11 protein-coding genes, 1 tRNA gene and 1 pseudogene are annotated in these 16,006 nt (G+C 66.5%); 1 reads left to right on the top strand and 12 read right to left on the bottom strand.

Annotated elements, in window-relative coordinates:
* Positions 1–65: 65 nt before the first annotated feature.
* The 10 genes and pseudogenes from pheS to guaB all read right to left on the bottom strand — a co-directional run bounded on the left by pheS (position 66) and on the right by guaB (position 12,468).
* A complete protein-coding gene (gene pheS, locus OXU42_18340; GenBank protein ID MDE0031345.1) occupies positions 66–1,097 on the bottom strand; it encodes a phenylalanine--tRNA ligase subunit alpha in 1,032 nt (343 codons plus the stop codon).
* A 123-nt stretch (positions 1,098–1,220) separates the two neighbouring features.
* A pseudogene (gene rplT / locus OXU42_18335) lies at positions 1,221–1,571 on the bottom strand (50S ribosomal protein L20).
* A gap of 129 nt (positions 1,572–1,700) precedes the next feature.
* Positions 1,701–1,898: a 50S ribosomal protein L35 gene (gene rpmI, locus OXU42_18330; GenBank protein MDE0031344.1), complete on the bottom strand. Its 198-nt coding sequence runs from the start codon at positions 1,896–1,898 to the stop codon at positions 1,701–1,703.
* A gap of 37 nt (positions 1,899–1,935) precedes the next feature.
* On the bottom strand, positions 1,936–2,451 hold the full coding sequence (gene infC, locus OXU42_18325) for a translation initiation factor IF-3 (protein MDE0031343.1): 516 nt from the start codon (positions 2,449–2,451) through the stop codon (positions 1,936–1,938).
* Positions 2,452–2,485: 34 nt separating this feature from the next.
* Entirely contained in the window at positions 2,486–4,399 is a 1,914-nt protein-coding gene (gene thrS / locus OXU42_18320; GenBank protein MDE0031342.1) for a threonine--tRNA ligase, read from the bottom strand.
* Between the two features lie 97 nt (positions 4,400–4,496).
* A tRNA-Val gene (locus OXU42_18315) sits at positions 4,497–4,571 on the bottom strand.
* A 52-nt stretch (positions 4,572–4,623) separates the two neighbouring features.
* Positions 4,624–5,919 carry a GTPase HflX gene (gene hflX / locus OXU42_18310; protein MDE0031341.1) on the bottom strand — a complete coding sequence of 432 codons (1,296 nt, stop codon included), beginning with the start codon at positions 5,917–5,919 and terminating at the stop codon, positions 4,624–4,626.
* A 92-nt stretch (positions 5,920–6,011) separates the two neighbouring features.
* The gene (dnaE, locus tag OXU42_18305) at positions 6,012–9,476 is read right to left on the bottom strand and encodes a DNA polymerase III subunit alpha (protein MDE0031340.1); all 3,465 of its coding nucleotides are present in this window, start codon (positions 9,474–9,476) and stop codon (positions 6,012–6,014) included.
* Positions 9,473–11,005: a glutamine-hydrolyzing GMP synthase gene (guaA, locus tag OXU42_18300; GenBank protein ID MDE0031339.1), complete on the bottom strand. Its 1,533-nt coding sequence runs from the start codon at positions 11,003–11,005 to the stop codon at positions 9,473–9,475. The genes dnaE and guaA overlap by 4 nt, the downstream gene beginning before the upstream one ends.
* Positions 11,002–12,468 (bottom strand): IMP dehydrogenase, encoded by a 1,467-nt coding sequence (guaB, locus tag OXU42_18295; protein ID MDE0031338.1) that lies wholly within the window; start codon positions 12,466–12,468, stop codon positions 11,002–11,004. Before guaB ends, guaA begins: the two co-directional genes overlap by 4 nt.
* Before the next feature lie 276 nt (positions 12,469–12,744).
* On the opposite strand from guaB, the gene OXU42_18290 reads away from it, so the two are divergent.
* Positions 12,745–14,271 carry a YifB family Mg chelatase-like AAA ATPase gene (locus OXU42_18290; protein ID MDE0031337.1) on the top strand — a complete coding sequence of 509 codons (1,527 nt, stop codon included), beginning with the start codon at positions 12,745–12,747 and terminating at the stop codon, positions 14,269–14,271.
* A 73-nt stretch (positions 14,272–14,344) separates the two neighbouring features.
* On the opposite strand, the gene OXU42_18285 is transcribed toward OXU42_18290, so the two are convergent.
* Both OXU42_18285 and OXU42_18280 read right to left on the bottom strand, forming a co-directional pair.
* Complete coding sequence (locus tag OXU42_18285; GenBank protein MDE0031336.1) at positions 14,345–15,433, bottom strand: quinone-dependent dihydroorotate dehydrogenase; 1,089 nt, start codon at positions 15,431–15,433, stop codon at positions 14,345–14,347.
* Positions 15,434–15,578: 145 nt separating this feature from the next.
* Entirely contained in the window at positions 15,579–15,803 is a 225-nt protein-coding gene (locus OXU42_18280; GenBank protein MDE0031335.1) for a hypothetical protein, read from the bottom strand.
* Positions 15,804–16,006: the final 203 nt, after the last annotated feature.

The following is a 16,006-nucleotide window of genomic DNA, read 5'->3' as shown; positions in this document are numbered from 1 at the left end:
CGACGGCGAAAAAGACCCGCAGATTATGCTGCGAATTAACCAGACACCACACTAAATGGGGGCTCCTACAGCGGGAACTGTCTCAGAAAGCGGATGTCGTTCTGGAAGAACAGGCGGATGTCGTCCATGCCGTACTTCAGCATGGCGATGCGCTCCACTCCCATGCCGAAGGCAAAGCCCGAGTAGGCTTCGGTGTCGTAGCCGACGAAGTCGAAGACGTTGGGATCGATCATCCCCGACCCCAGGATCTCCAGCCAGCCCGAGCCGCGGCACACGCGGCAGGAGTCCTCGACGCCGCGGCACAGGATGCAGCCGATGTCCACTTCGGCGCTGGGTTCGGTGAACGGGAAGAAGCTCGGACGGAAGCGTACGCGCACGTCCCCTTCGAAGATCTCCTCCAGGAAGTGGGTGAGCACGCCCTTGAGGTCGCCGAAGGTGATGTGCCGGTCCACCATGAAGCCTTCCACCTGGTGGAACACGGGCGAATGGGTGGCGTCGTCGTCGTGGCGGTAGACGGCTCCGGGCGCGATGATCTGGAGCGGCGGACGGCGCGTCTCCATGACGCGGATCTGCACCGGCGAGGTGTGGGTGCGGAGCACGTGGTTCTCCGACACGAAAAAGGTGTCCTGCATGTCCCGCGCCGGGTGGTCTCTGGGAATGTTGAGGGCTTCGAAGTTGTGGTAGTCGTCCTCCACGTCCGGCCCCCGCGCGATCTCGAACCCCATGCCGGTGAAAACGTCGATGATCTCATCCGTCACCCGGGTCAAGGGGTGGACCCGGCCACGCTCCAGGCGGTTGCCCGGCAAGGTCACGTCGAGCCGGGGCCCACCCTCGCGCGTGCTCTCCCGCTGGCGGCGCAACTCGGCGAGCCGCGTTTCGAGCAGGGTCTCGACTTCCCCCCGGCGCCGGTTCAACTCGGCGCCGGCGCTCGGCCGTTCCTCGGCCGGAAGCTCCCGCAGGCCGCGCAGCAGCGCGGTCAGCTTGCCGCCCTTGCGGCCGAGGTAGTCGACGCGAATCTGCTCCACGTCCTGTTCCGACGCGCAGTGCCCAAGGCGCCCGGTCACTTCCTCGTGGAGCTTTTCCAGTATCTCGATCATCGCGGAGTCAGGGTGTCAGGCTTCGGGAGCCTCCCCTGTATCGGAGTCGGCGGCCGCTTCCTCCGCGGACTCCGGCTCAGGGTCGGGTTCCCGAACGTCGGGAGCACCTTCCCGATTCGGGTCGAGGGCAAGCTTCGCGCGCTGGGCAAGCTGGTCGAACAGGTGCGCGTCGGTGGCCGCGAGGTCCGCCAGGATCTTCCGGTCCAGCGCCACCCCGGCGAGCTTGAGGCCGTGGATCAGCCGGCTGTAGGACAGTCCGTTGACCCGCGCCCCGGCGCTGATGCGAATGTTCCACAGGCCGCGGAATACGCGTTTGCGCACCCGGCGGTCCCGGTAGGCGTAGGCCAGCCCGCGCTCGACGGTTTCCCTGGCGACGCGGTAGAGCCGCCGGCGGCCGCCGACGTAACCCTTGGCCAGCTTCATGATCTTTTTGCGGCGACGGCGTGAGGCCGGTCCGCCTTTGACTCTGGGCATCGCGTGTGCTCCTTGAACGAACGTCAACGGAGGCGCCGGCGGGCAGCAGCCGCACGCGTGCGCCTCGTCTCAACGAATGGTTTGTCTGTGGATTCCGGTGCCTTGCCGTACCCCGAGAGCGAGTCGCTACTACAGATAGGGAATGAGGCGCCGCATGCTCGTGGTTTCGTAGCTCGACACCGAAGCGGCCTGTCTCAGGCGGCGTTTCCGCTTGCGGCTCTTGGTGGACAGGATATGGCTCTTGAAGCCACGCCGTCGCATGATCTTGCCGCTCTTGCTGACCTTGAATCTCTTCGCGGCCCCCCTGTTTGTCTTTATCTTCGGCATCCCTGGTTTCTCCGTCCCGTTCGATTTTCGTGTTGGGTCATGCGCTCGTCTTCGGCGTCAACAGCATGGCCATGCTGCGCCCCTCGAGCTTGGGCGACACGTCGAGCTTGGCCATGTCCTGAACCTCGTCGAAGACCCCGTTGAGCATCGCCCGGCCCAACTCCGGGTGTGTGATCTCGCGGCCACGGAAGAAGACCGACACCTTGACCCGCTGTCCCCGTTCCAGGAAGCGCCGTATGTTGCGCACCTTGAACTCCAGGTCGTGCGAGTTCGTCCGGGCTCCCATCTTGACTTCCTTGACGGCGACAAAGGTGGCGTTGCGTTTCGCTTCCTGCGTCTTCTTCTTCTGCAGGTAGCGGAACTTCCCGTAGTCCATCAGGCGGCAGACCGGAGGCTGTGCGTCCGGTGCCACCTCCACCAAGTCCAGCTCCCGTTGCTCCGCGATGCCCAAGGCTTCGTGCAACGGCATGACCCCGAGTTGTGCGCTGTCGTCGTCGATGACGCGAACCTCGCGTGCCCGGATCTGCTGGTTGATTCTCGTAGGCCGCGCTATAAAGCACCTCCTGAATGACTATGCACACACACATTCACTGGACCGGCTCCGTCTCCCGGTGCAGCTCTTCCCGGAGCCGCTCGGCGAAGGCCTCCACCGGCATCGCCGGAAGGTTTTCGCCGCCCCGTTTCCGCGCCGACAGCGTGCCGTTCTGCACTTCCTTGTCGCCGATGACGAGCGCGTAGGGGATCTTGGCCACCTGGGCCTCGCGAATCTTGAACCCCAGCTTCTCGTTGCGCTCATCCAGCTCCACGCGCCAGCCCTTGTCCCGTAGACGGCCGCACACGTCGGCGGCGTACGGCTGCTGCTGATCCGTCACCGTGACGATGCGCGCCTGCTCCGGCGCCAGCCACAGCGGGAACGCGCCGCCGGTGTGCTCGATCAACACGGCCATGAAGCGTTCGATGGAGCCGAGAATGGCCCGGTGGATCATCACGGGCCGTTCGTCCGTCCCGGAGGCCGAGACGAAGCCGAGGTCGAACCGTTCCGGCATGGAGAAGTCGAGCTGGACCGTGCCGAGCTGCCAGCCGCGCTTCATCGCGTCCTTGACGACGAAGTCGATCTTCGGGCCATAGAAGGCGCCATCGCCCTTGCTGATCTCATAGGCTAGGTTCCGCGTCTCCAGCGATGCGGCCAATGCCGCCTCGGCACGCTCCCAGGTCTCCAGGGCGCCCAGATACTGGTCGGGCCTGGTGGAGAGGTAGACCTCCAGATCCTGGAAGTTGAACCTATGATATACCTCGCGGAGCATGTCAAGCAGCGCGGCGATCTCGCCCTCGATCTGTCCCGGGGTACAGAAGATGTGGGCGTCGTCCTGCGAGAAGCTGCGCACCCGCGTCAGTCCGGCGGTGACGCCGGATTTCTCGTAGCGGTGCAGACGTCCGAAGTCGGCCAGCCGGATGGGCAGGTCGCGGTACGAGCGCTTCTTCGACGCGTAGATGAACGTGTGGCTCGGACAGTTCATGGGCTTCACCCCGAACTCGCGCTCGTCGATGTGGGTGAAGTACATGTTGTCCTTGTAGTGCTCGTAGTGGCCGGAGCGGTGCCACAGGCCCGCGTCGAAGATCTGCGGCGTGATCACCTCCTGGTAGCCGTAACGCTGGTAGAGGCTGCGCATGTACTCCACCAGGGCGTTGTAGACGAAGGCGCCCTTGGGATGGAAGAACGGGCTCGCCGGTGCCGCAGGGTGGAAGCTGAACAGGTCCAGCTCCTTGCCGAGCTTGCGGTGGTCGCGCTTGCGCGCCTCCTCCAGGAGCGCCAGATGCTCCTTCAACTGCTTGCGGGTGGGGAACGAGGTGCCGTAGATGCGCTGGAGCATCTCGTTCCGCTCGTCGCCGCGCCAGTAGGCGCCGGCCACCGAGGTGAGCTTGAAAGCCTGGATGAAGCCGGTGCTGGGCAAGTGGGGGCCGCGGCACAGGTCGACCCAGTCGCCTTGGCGGTAGAGCGATACGGTCTCGTCGGGGATGTCCGAGATGATCTCCACCTTGTAGTCCTCGCCCATTTGACGGAACAGTTCGATGGCCTCGTCCCGTGGCACCTCCTCGCGCGCGATGGACAGGTCCTGCCCGGCCAGTTCGCGCATCCGTTCCTCGATCTTCTCCAGCTCTTCGGGCGTGAACGGCTTGTCGCGCTTGAAGTCGTAGTAGAAACCGTCCCGGGTGGTGGGGCCGATGGTCACCTGGGTGCCGGGAAACAGGCTCTGGACCGCTTGGGCCATGAGATGCGCCGTGGAGTGGCGCAGGATGTCGGTGCCCTCGGGACTGTCCAGAGCGATCCATTGGACGTCGCAGCTTTGCGCCAGGGGCCGGGCAAGGTCCACGGCCCTGCCGTCGACGCTTGCCGCGACGATGCGCCTGCCCGAGGGCATGTCGCCGACTTTGCCGGCGTGCGTGCCCGCGCTGACCTGGAGGGTTTCACCCCCCGGTACATTGACCTGAATCTTCTCCATGCCGGTGGCCTGTTTAACTGTATGGACCGAAGTCGTCTGGCTCGCGGAAAACGGCTGGTAAGTGCCGGTGCAGGGAGTGGACAGCCAAGGAATGGGATGGTAGGCACGGGCGGGATTGAACCGCCGACCTCTTCCGCGTCAAGGAAGCGCTCTCCCACTGAGCTACGTGCCTCGATGCACCTCCGCAAAGGTCTGATTTTATTACCAAAGTAATGGGGTTTCTGTCAATCCCGCCAAGCCGCGGCGAGTTTCTTGAGCTGTCCCGAGACCTTGGCGCTCACCAGCGCGGTGATGCGCACGTCGCGCTCGCCGTATTCCTCGGCGAGGATCCGCCCGCGTGCCCTGAGAAAGGGGATGATGGCGCTCTCGGACTGGGGCAGGGTGAGCCGGATTTGCTGCTTGCCTCGGTCCAGCACCCGGCCGATGGCCTCCAACAGGCGCTCGACGCCGGCACCGGTCCGGGCCGAGATCGGACACACGCCCTCGTGGCCGCCGGCGGGGTAGACGGGTACGCGTTCGGCGACGTCGATCTTGTTGGGCACGATGAGCCGGGGGATCTCGGCCGCGCCGATGTCCTCGAGCACCGAGTCGACGATGGCGAGCTGCTGGTCGGCGAGGGGGCTCGTGGGGTCCATCACGCACAGCAGCAGGTCCGCTTGGTGCACCTCTTCCAGCGTCGCCTTGAACGCGTCCACCAGCGCGTGGGGAATCTTGTTGATGAAGCCTACGGTGTCCACCAGCATGACCCGTTCGCCGTTGGGCAGGCGCAGCGCGCGCGTGCGCGGGTCGAGGGTGGCGAAGAGCTTGTCCTCGGCGAGCACCCCCGCCTGGGTCAGGTGGTTCATCAGCGTGGACTTGCCGGAGTTGGTGTAGCCCACCAGCGCCACCGTGGGGTAGGGGATGGATTCGCGCTCCTTGCGCTGCAGCGCGCGGGTGTTGGCGACGCCCTCGAGCCGCCGCTTGAGCCGGCGGATGCGCTCGCGGATGCGCCGGCGGTCCACCTCGAGCTGCGTCTCGCCCGGTCCGCGCGTGCCGATGCCGCCCCCGAGCCGGGACAGGTGCGACCACAGGCGGGTGAGCCGGGGCAGCAGGTACTCGAGCTGCGCCAGCTCCACCTGCAGCTTGCCCTCGCGGCTCTGGGCGCGCTGGGCGAAGATGTCCAGGATGAGCTGGGTGCGGTCCACGACCCGGAGGTTCAGGGCGGTTTCCAGGTTCCGTTGCTGCGCCGGGGTGAGGTCGTTGTCGACGATGACGAGGTCGGGATGGTGCTCGTCCACGAATGCGCGGACCTCTTCCACCTTGCCCGCCCCCAGCAAGGTGGCGCTGCGCACTCTCCCCGAATGCTGGCTGAACACCTCGATGACCCGGGCGCCCGCGCTGCCGGCCAGGCTGCGCAGCTCTTCGAGGCTGTCTTCCAGCGCCACGTCCGTGGTGGAAAGCGGCGTCTCCACCCCCACCAGCACCGCGCGCTCGGTCTCAGCGTCCGAAGGGTGCCATTGGCCGTTGACTCCGTCGATCATCCCCGTGCTCCCTCCGTCATTCCCGCCAACTCCCCACCCCTGGATTCCCGCTTCCGCGGGAATGACGTGCCGAGAGACCCGCTCGACATGGGTCACCCGGTCCTCGCCCGGATGCGGGCGCCGAATCTCCGGTATACGTTATCCAGCAGCGTTCGCGACGGATTGATGCGGAAGTCGGCGGGGCCGACCACCTTGGTCTCCCGGGCCGCGTTGGTCATGTGGAGATAGACCGAGGCGGGTCCCTGCTCCTGGACGATGAGGTCGCGGAACGCGTGCAGTTCCTGGCGGCTTACCTCCTCCAGGAAGAAGTGCACCTCGCGCGGCATCGTCCGCGACGGCGCCGGGATGGCCTGGGCGCACGCATCCTCCAGCGAGAGGATGTCGTTGGCGATGAGGGTGACGCGCTCCTCGCCGACGTCGAGCCGGCCGTTGATGCGCACCGGATCGTCGCGGCCGATGGTTTCCGACGCCTGCCGGTACGTGTCCGGCCACGCGATGGTGTCCACGAACCCGGTCTTGTCCTCCAGGTTGAAGTTGGCGTAGCGCTCGCCCTTCTTGGTGTTCTTGAGCTTGAGGGCGGTCACCACTCCCACCATGGCGACCTCGCCGTTGGCGTGGCCGCGCACCTGGTTGGCGGGCAGCACCTGGAGCCGTTTCAGGGACTCCTCGAAGCGGTCCAGCGGATGCCCGGTGATGTAGAATCCCAAGGTCTCCTTCTCGAAGGCCAGGAGCTGTCCGCCGGTCCATTCCTCCACCGATTCGTAGGCGTCCATCGAGTCCGCGGCCGGGGCCTCCAGCAGGTCGAACATGCCGAACTGCGAGCTGTCCCGGTCCCGCTGGGACGACTGGCCGGTCTTAAGGGCATCGTCCAGCGCGGCCATGAGGCGCGCGCGGTAGACGCCGGTGGAATCGAAGGCGCCGCACTTGACGAGGCTCTCCACCACGCGGCGGTTGACTACCTTAAGGTCCACGCGCCGGCAGAAGTCGAACAGCGACTTGAACGGTCCGGTACGTTCGCGGGTCTCCCGGATGCCTTCCACGGCCCTTTCGCCGACGTTCTTGACCGCGGAGAGGCCGAAGCGGATGCGCTCGCCCACCACGGTGAAGCGCGCGCCACCCTCGTTCACGTCCGGCGGCAGCACCTCGACGCCTTGCTCGCGGCACTCGGCCAGGTTCTTGATCACCTTGTCGGTGTCGCCCATTTCCGAGCTCATCAACGCCGCCATGAACTCCACCGGGTAGTGGGTCTTGAGCCAGGCCGTCTGGTAGGAGACCAGCGCATACGCGGCGGAGTGGGACCGGTTGAAGCCGTAGCGGGCGAAGGTCTCCATCTGGTCGAAGATGGCGGTGGCGTGATCCTCGCGGATGCCGTTCTCGCGCGCCCCTTCGATGAACCGCTGCCGCTGGCTGGCCATCTCCACGGGGTCCTTCTTGCCCATGGCGCGGCGCAGGATATCGGCTTCTCCCAGGCTGTAGCGGGCCATGGTCTGGGCGATCTGCATGACCTGCTCCTGGTACACGATCACTCCGTACGTGTCCTTCAGGATGGACGTCAGTTCCGGGTGCAGATAGGAAACCTTCTCCTTGCCGCTCTTGCGCTTGATGAATTCCTCGGCCATGCCGCTGTCGAGGGGCCCCGGCCGGTAGAGAGCAAGGATGGCCACGAGGTCCTCGAAGCAGTTGGGCTTGATGCGCACGGTCATCTCGCGGATGCCCGTGCTTTCCAACTGGAAGATGCCGGTGGTGTTGCCGCTGCCCAGCAGGCGATAGGTCTCCGGGTCGTCCAGGGACACGGCGTTGATGTCGGGCGCGCTCCCGCGGCTCTCCCGCACCAGCTCCAGGCAGTCGTGGATGAGGGTCAGGGTCTTGAGCCCCAGGAAGTCGAACTTGACCAGGCCGATCTTCTCCACGCTCGACATGTCGTACTGGGTGACGATGCCGCCGTCCCGGTCCATGTAGAGGGGCAGGTAGTCCACCAGCGGGCGGTTGGAGATGACGACGCCGGCGGCGTGGGTGGAAGAGTGCCGGGTGAGGCCCTCCAGGCGCAGGGCGTGGTTGAGGAGGCTGGCCACGCGCGGGTCTTCGTCCGCGAGCTGGTTCAGGCGCGGTTCCTGCTTGAGGGCGTCGGTGAGCGAGCAGTCGAATCCCTGCCGGGAAGCGGGCACGAGCTTGGCGATGGCGTCGGTCTCGGCGAACGACAGTCCGACGGCCCGTCCCACGTCGCGGATGGCGGCCTTGGCCTTGAGGGTCCCGAAGGTGGTGATCTGCGCCACCTTGTCGGCGCCGTACTTGTCCTTGACGTACTGGATGACCCGGTCCCGGCCGCGGATGCAGAAGTCCACGTCGATGTCCGGCATGGAGCGCCGCTCCGGGTTGAGGAAGCGCTCGAACAGCAGGTTGTGGAGGATCGGGTCCAGGTCGGTGATGCGCAGCGCGTAGGCCACCAGGCTTCCCGCCGCCGAGCCGCGTCCCGGCCCCACCGGAATGCCCTCGTCCTTGGCGTAGTTGATGAAGTCCGCCACGATCAGGAAGTAGCCCGGGAACTGCATGCTCTTGATGACGCCCAGTTCGTATTCGAGCCGTTCCCGGTAGGCGTCGCGGTCCACGTCCCCGGCGTCCCGGAGCCGTTCGTCGAGCCCCTGCCGGGCGCGCAGGTCCAGGTAGTCGTCGAGACTCTCGGCGTTGGGCGCCTCGTAGTTCGGGAAGTGGTACTTGCCGAACTCGAGCTCCACGTCGCAGCGTTCGGCGATGGCCACGCTCTGGTCCACCGCCTCCGGCAGGTGCGCGAACCCGTCCAGCATCTGGTCGGTGGACTTGAGGAACAGCTCCTCGGTGTCCATCTTCATCCGGTTGGGGTCGTTGTGCCCCTTGCCGGTCTGGATGCACAGAAGGATGTCGTGGGCGTGGGCGTCCTCGGGATCGAGGTAGTGGCAGTCGTTGGTGGCGACGATGGGCAGCGACAGTTCTTTTCCCAGCTCGATGATGCCGGCGTTGACCTTCTCCTGCAGCGGCAGCTTGTTGTCCTGTGCCTCGAGGTAGTAGCGGTCGTCGAAGATGGCCCGGTAGTCCTCCGCCACCTTTCTGGCCTGGTCCATGGACCCCAGGGTAAGGGCCTTGGCCATCTCGCCGCTCAGGCATCCGCTCAGGGCGATGATCCCGGCGTTGAACTCGCGGAGGAGCTCCTTGTCGACCCGCGGCTTGTAGTAGAATCCCTCTGTGAAACCACGGGTGACCAGCCGGCAGAGGTTGCGGTAGCCCTCTTCGTTCATGGCCAGCAGGATCAGGTGGTGGTTGTGTTCCCTGTTGCCGCGGTCGACCCCCTGGCGCTCGTAGCGGCTGCCCGGAGCCACGTAGACCTCGCAGCCGAGGATCGGCTTGATGCCGGCCGCCACCGCCTCCCGGTAGAACTCCACCGCGCCGAACATGTTGCCGTGGTCGGTCATGGCGATGGCCGGCTGCCCCAGGCTCTTGGCCCGCTCGATCAGCGGGGCGATCTTGTTGGCGCCGTCCAGCAGGCTGTACTGGGTGTGGCAGTGAAGGTGTACGAAGTTGCTCATTCCCATTCGATGGTGGCGGGGGGCTTGGACGAGACGTCGTAGACCACCCGGTTGATGCCGCGCACCTCGTTGATGATGCGGTTGGAAATGCGGCCCAGGAGCTCCGGAGGGAGCGTGACCCAGTCCGCGGTCATGCCGTCCTGGCTTTCCACGGCCCTTACCGCTGCCACGTTCTCGTAGGTGCGCTCGTCGCCCATGACGCCCACGGTGCGGATGGGCAGGAGGACGGCGAAGGACTGCCAGATGCGTTCGTACAGGCCGGCGTTGCGGACTTCCTCCACCACGATGGCGTCGGCGGCGCGCAGGAGGCTGAGCCGCTCTTCGTTGACGTCGCCGAGGATGCGGATGGCCAGACCCGGCCCGGGGAACGGCTGCCGGTGAATCCACTTGTCCGGCAGGCCCAGTTCGCGCCCCAGCTCGCGGACTTCGTCCTTGAAGAGCTCCCGCAGGGGCTCCACCAGCTCGAAGTTCATGCTCTTCGGAAGTCCGCCGACGTTGTGATGGCTCTTGATGAGGGCGGACGGGCCGGCGTTGGGCACGGACTCGATGACGTCGGGATAGAGGGTCCCCTGGCACAGGAAGGGAAAGTCGCCGAGCTTGCGGGTCTCGTCCTCGAACACGCGGATGAAGAGGTTGCCGATGCGCTTGCGCTTCTCCTCCGGGTCCTCCACTCCTTCCAGCACATCGAGGAAGCGCCGGGACGCATCCACGTAGCGGAAACCCGCGCCGAACCGCTCGCCCATGACTCCGGACACGGCTTCCGCCTCGCCCTGGCGCAGGAGCCCGTTGTTGACGAAGACGCACACCAGCCGGTCGCCGACGGCGCGGTGCACCAGGGTGGCGGCCACCGACGAGTCGACCCCGCCGCTCAGCCCGCACAGCACGCGGCCGTCGCCCACCTGCTGGCGGATCTTCTCGACCGCGGCCGTGGCGAAGTGCTCCATGTCCCAGTCGGCGGCGCAGCGGCAGACGCGGAACAGGAAGTTCTCCAGGATGGTCCGGCCGTTTTGGGTGTGCGCCACCTCGGGATGAAACTGGAGGCCGTAGAAACGCCGCCGGCCGTCAGCGAAGGCGGCAATGGGGGAATTGGCGGTGTGGGCGATGACCGACCAGCCGTCGGGCAGGGAGGTCATCCGGTCGCCGTGGCTCATCCACACGCTGTGGCCGTCGCCGGGCTCGATCCCGGCGAACAGGTCGGCGCGGTCGTCGACCTGGAGGTCGGCGAGTCCGTACTCGCGTTCCGTGGCTTCCGCCACGCCGCCCCCCATGGCCTGGTTGATGATGCCCATGCCGTAGCAGATGCCGAGGAAGGGCACGGGCAGCCGGAACAGCTCCGGTCCGACCGTGGGGGCGCCACGGCTGTAGACGCTGGCGGGTCCGCCGGACAGGATGACGCCGGCGGGCTCAAGGCGCGCCAGCCGTTCCACCGGAGCATTAAAAGGGTGGATCTCGCAGTAGACGCGGGCTTCACGCACGCGGCGCGCGATCAGTTGGGTGTACTGCGACCCGAAATCCAGAATGACGATCATTCTCTGCGGTAGTTGGGCGCTTCGTTGGTGATGAAGACGTCGTGGACGTGGCCTTCGGTAAGCCCGGCGGCGGTGACCTGCATGAAGCGGGCCTTGGTTTGCAACTCGTCGATGCTGGTGCAGCCGACGTAGCCCATGCCGGCGCGGACGCCGCCGATGAGCTGGTAGACGTTGGCCGCCAGAGTGCCGCGGTAGGGCACCTGGCCCTCGACCCCCTCGGGCACGAGCTTCACTTCGTCTTCGATGTCGTCCTGGGCGTAGCGGTCCCTGCTGCCTTCCCGCATGGCGCCGATGGAACCCATGCCGCGGTAGACCTTGTAGGTGCGGCCCTGGTAGAGCACGGTTTCGCCCGGACTTTCCTCGCAACCTCCGAACAGCGTGCCGATCATCACCGAGCCGGCGCCCGCCGCCAGCGCCTTGGTGATGTCGCCGGAGTACTTGATGCCGCCGTCCGAAACCAGTGGAACGCCGGTTCGGGCGCCCACCCGGGCGCAGTCGGCGATGGCGCTAAGCTGCGGGACCCCGACCCCGGATACCACCCGGGTTGTGCAGATGGAGCCCGGGCCGACGCCTACCTTGACGCCGTTGGCCCCGGCGTCGATGAGCGCCTGGGTCCCATGGGCCGTAGCCACGTTTCCGGCGATGAGCTCCAGCTCGGGATAGTCGCGGCGGATTTGCGCCACCGCGTCCAGCACCTTGCTGGAGTGGCCGTGGGCCGTGTCCACCGCGATCACGTCGACGCCCGACCGCACCAGCGCCTCCACCCGCTCCTCCCGGTCCGGGCCCACGCCCACGGCGGCGCCCACCCGCAGTTGCCCGCGGTCGTCCTTGCAGGCCATGGGATGGCGGGTCTTCTTCTCGATGTCCTTGACCGTGATCAGCCCCTTCAGGCGAAAGTGATCGTCCACCACCAGGAGCTTCTCGATGCGGTGCTGGTGCAACAGCTCCTGGGCCTCGTCGAGGTCGACGCCGTCCTGCACGGTGACCAGGTTCTCCTTGGTCATCAGCTCGTCGACGCAGCGCTCCAGGTTCTTCTCGAAGCGCAGGTCACGGTTGGTCAGGATGCCCACCAGCCGCCCGCCCAGCGTCACCGGCAGGCCCGAGATGCCGTGCCGGTCCATCAGCTCGCGCGCCTCGGCGATCTTCTGGTGCGGGTTCACGGTCACCGGGTCCAGGATCATGCCGCTCTCGAACTTCTTGACCTTCTCCACCTCCCTGGCTTGGTCCGCGGGCGGCATGTTGCGGTGGATGAAGCCCATGCCGCCCTCCTGGGCCATGGCGATGGCCGTGCGCGCCTCGGTCACCGTGTCCATGGCGGCGCTCAGGAGCGGGATGTTGAGCCGGATCCGTTCGGTCAAGCGTGTCGAAACGTCCGCGTCCCGCGGCAGGATCGACGATTCCGCGGGCACCAGCAGCACGTCGTCGAACGTGAGTCCTACGGGCAAGATCTCCTGGTCGAGCATCCTTCACCTCGGTCCGGACGGTACGAAAACGGTACAAAAAAAGCCCAGACTTCCGCCTGGGCTTCCCGTGGATTTCGCTTGGCTCATCTCCATGTTTTCTCCTAGCAAGATTCGCCTTTCCTGGCAAGTTTTGATTCGCGTCCTTCGACTTCGCTTCGCTACGCTCAGGACGAACGGGTAATGGCCCCTGCAACCGTTCGTCCTGAGCGTAGCGAAGCGAAGTCGAAGGACATCTCCTTAAGTTCCCGCGAGACGTACCGAACATGTTCATAGACGATGTTTTCAAGGATTTACGGCGCGGCGCTCCTCGGGATCGACGCCATCAGAGTGGCGGTGGAGGTGGACATCGCTTCAGGGCTGCCCGAACTGGCCACGGTGGGCCGGCCGGAGGGCGCCGTGCGCGAGAGCAAGGTGCGCGTCCGCGCTGCGTTGCGGAACTGCGGCTACCCGTACCCGTACCAGCGCATCACCGTGAACCTGGCGCCGGCGGATGTCCGCAAGGAAGGATCGGGCTACGACCTTCCCATGGCCGTGGGTGTCGCCGCTGCCCAAGGCGTCGTGGTTTCCTCCCGCCTCGGCGAGTGCCTGATGGTGGGCGAACTGTCGCTGGACGGCGCCGTCAAGCCGGTGCGCGGCGCGTTGCCCATCGCCGCCGCGGTGAAGCGCGAGGGCCTCGCGGGTCTGATCCTGCCCCGCGCCAACAGCGCCGAGGCCGCGGTCGTGCAGGACATCGACGTCTACGGAGTGGAGAGTCTGGCCGAGGTGGTGGATTTCCTGAACGGGGAGCGGGAGGTCGAGCCCACGCGCGTGGACTTGGCGCGGCTGTTCCACAGCCACGCGGTGCACGACGCCGACCTGAGCGACGTGCGCGGCCAGCCCCACGTCAAGCGCGCGCTGGAGGTGGCGGCCGCGGGGAGCCACAACGTCCTGCTGATGGGTCCTCCGGGGTCCGGCAAGACCATGCTCGCCAAGCGGCTCGCCACCATCCTGCCGGACCTGACTCTGCCGGAGGCCCTGGAGACCACCAAGATCCACAGCGTGGCCGGCGTCCTCGACGGGCGCGCGCTCGTGGCCGTGCGCCCGTTCCGCGCGCCGCACCACACCATCTCCGACGCGGGGCTCGTGGGCGGCGGCTCCGTGCCCAAGCCCGGCGAGGCCTCGCTGGCGCACAACGGCGTGCTCTTCCTCGACGAGGCCCCGGAGTTCCGCCGCCACGTCCTGGAGGTCCTGCGCCAGCCCCTGGAGGACGGCCGCATCACCGTGGCGCGTGCCGCCGGCTCCGTCGACTACCCGGCGAGCTTCATGCTCGTGGCCGCCATGAACCCGTGTCCCTGCGGCTTCTTCGCCGACCCCCAGAAGGAGTGCCGTTGCACGCCCATGCAGATCGCCCGGTACCGCTCGCGGGTTTCAGGGCCATTGCTCGACCGAATCGACATCCAGGTGGAGGTGCCGGCCGTGGCCTACGAGGCACTAGCCTCGAAAGCGCCGGGCGAGCCCTCCGAGGCGGTGCGCGAGCGCGTCAACCAGGCCCGGAGAGTCCAGGTGGAGCGCTTCGGAGAGAGCGGGATCCACGCCAACGCGCGCATGAGCGCGCGCGACGTCCGGCAATATTGCCGCGTGGACCCGTCGGGCGAGCAACTCCTGGAGAACGCCATCAACCGCCTCGGCCTGAGCGCCCGCGCCTACGTGCGCATCCTCAAGGTCGGCCGCACCATCGCCGACCTCGCCGGCGCCGAAGCCATCCAATCCGCGCACATCGCCGAGGCCATCCAATACCGCAGCCTGGACCGGCCGCTGGTGTAAGTGGCATTTTTGACCGTCCGAACGGTCTCGCTTGGCACGACGGAACCCGCATGACTGAGACCCGGCGAGCGGATCACGCAATCTGCGAGATGCGCCCTACCCCATGCTGGTCCATGGCGCTCAGGAGTTCTTCCACCAGCCTGCGGGCGACCCGCGGGCCGCGGTACGGGAAGGCGCTGTGTACCTGGACGAGGGCGCAGCCGCTCGTCTTCATCATGGTGTAGGCGTCGCCGCCGTTGAAGATGCCGCCGTTGCCCACGAGGGTGAGGCGGCCGGCGAGGGCGGCGGCCGCGCCGCGGACTTGGTCCAGCGCCTTGGGGAAGAGCGGTGGGCCGCTGTAGCCGCCCTTGGACGGGTCCGGGTTGAAGTCGGGGTCTATGGTGGTGTTGCCGATGATGACGGCATCGATTTCGGGATCCAGCAACTCCCGGCACTTGGCCAGCGCGATGTCCCGAAGGATGGGCGGCATGTCCGGCGCGAACTTGGGCCAGAGCGGCTTGCGCCGCGCCATTCCGGCGGACCGTGCGAGATCGCCGGCTTTTTTCACCAAGCTGCCAAGCAGGTTCTCCAACCGGCTGCCTTCTTGAAGTTCCCGCAGGTGCTGGGTGTTGGGCGAGCTGATGCAGAGTTCGAAGAAGTCCGCGTACGGATACAGCTTCTCCATCGAATAGGCATAGTCCTTGAAGGCGTCGTCGATGGGCGTTTCCCGAGCCTTGCCGAGGCTGATGCCCAGGGGTACGGACGGGCGTGGCTGGGCTTCCAACACCTCGGCCAGGGTGTCCGCGCCGCGATTGTTGAATCCGAGACGGTTCCACAGCGCCCGGTTGGGAACGTCGCGGAACAGGCGCGGCCGCGGGTTGCCGGGTTGACCGCGGCCGGGGGTCACCGACCCGACCGTAATGAAGCCGAAGCCCAGGGCCGCGAGCGCGGGCGCGGCGATGCCGTTCTTGTCGAACCCCGCGGCCAGGCCGATGGGGTTGCGGAAATGCATGCCGCACAGGGTCTGGTCGAGTCGGGGGTCCGGCGGGTGGTCGCGGCCGGCCAGCACGGCCTGTATCCATGGCCGCGTGTTCGCTTGACGCAGGAGGCTCAACGCCCCATTGTGCGCGGTCTCGGCATCGATCCGGAACAGCAGGGGCGCAAGCAGCGTCTCGTAGAGCATCTACGGGATCTGGGTCAGAGCGAGCTTTTCGGATGAAACCGCCATACGCCGGCGGAACCCGTCCGCCCGGCGGAACAGCCCACCAAGGATCGAGCGGTCGAACTGCTGGGAATACAGGACGTGCCGAATGATGACAGCCGTTTTCTCAGCCCGCCTGGTCCAGCGCCTGCTGGGGCAGCGTGGTCTGGGAGGCGACGGCGGTTCCGAGCATGGGAACCGGGCCGAACTCGATCTTGCAGCCGGCGAATTCGCCGCGCAGCTTGACCTTGCCGCTGTTGACGAGGTGGGTGACGACGGCCTTCAGTTCGTCGGGGGTCTTGGCGTGCTCGCCGACCGCGTTGATGACATCCAGGAGCGTGAGTGATTGCATCGTGGGTTCCTCATTCGAAGGATGATTCTGTCGTTCTGTGGACGCAAACCTCGTGCCACTGGGCCACGCCTCGATAAGGCCTTGAAATTCGGCCGTTTCCCGAATGCCGTGGACGTTCCCGGTCGACGGAATCGTCGAGGGTCAACGTTCTCGTCGACGGTTTCGTGCCACCTGATGAGGCGACCAGCGGGCAACGTCGAGAG

The sequence above is a fragment of the Deltaproteobacteria bacterium genome (assembly GCA_028818775.1).
GTDB lineage: Bacteria > Desulfobacterota > Binatia > UBA9968 > JAJDTQ01 > JAJDTQ01.
This window is presented reverse-complemented; position numbering and strand designations above follow the sequence as displayed.

Excerpts from the sequence above, each read along its gene's own strand:
- rpmI (MDE0031344.1), bottom strand. The coding sequence starts at position 1,898 with ATGCCGAAGATAAAGACAAACAGGGGGGCCGCGAAGAGATTCAAGGTC.
- OXU42_18290 (MDE0031337.1), top strand. The coding sequence starts at position 12,745 with ATGTTTTCAAGGATTTACGGCGCGGCGCTCCTCGGGATCGACGCCATC.
- pheS (MDE0031345.1), bottom strand. The coding sequence starts at position 1,097 with ATGATCGAGATACTGGAAAAGCTCCACGAGGAAGTGACCGGGCGCCTT.
- dnaE (MDE0031340.1), bottom strand. The coding sequence starts at position 9,476 with ATGAGCAACTTCGTACACCTTCACTGCCACACCCAGTACAGCCTGCTG.
- OXU42_18285 (MDE0031336.1), bottom strand. The coding sequence starts at position 15,433 with ATGCTCTACGAGACGCTGCTTGCGCCCCTGCTGTTCCGGATCGATGCC.
- thrS (MDE0031342.1), bottom strand. The coding sequence starts at position 4,399 with ATGGAGAAGATTCAGGTCAATGTACCGGGGGGTGAAACCCTCCAGGTC.
- OXU42_18280 (MDE0031335.1), bottom strand. The coding sequence starts at position 15,803 with ATGCAATCACTCACGCTCCTGGATGTCATCAACGCGGTCGGCGAGCAC.
- guaA (MDE0031339.1), bottom strand. The coding sequence starts at position 11,005 with ATGATCGTCATTCTGGATTTCGGGTCGCAGTACACCCAACTGATCGCG.
- hflX (MDE0031341.1), bottom strand. The coding sequence starts at position 5,919 with ATGATCGACGGAGTCAACGGCCAATGGCACCCTTCGGACGCTGAGACC.
- guaB (MDE0031338.1), bottom strand. The coding sequence starts at position 12,468 with ATGCTCGACCAGGAGATCTTGCCCGTAGGACTCACGTTCGACGACGTG.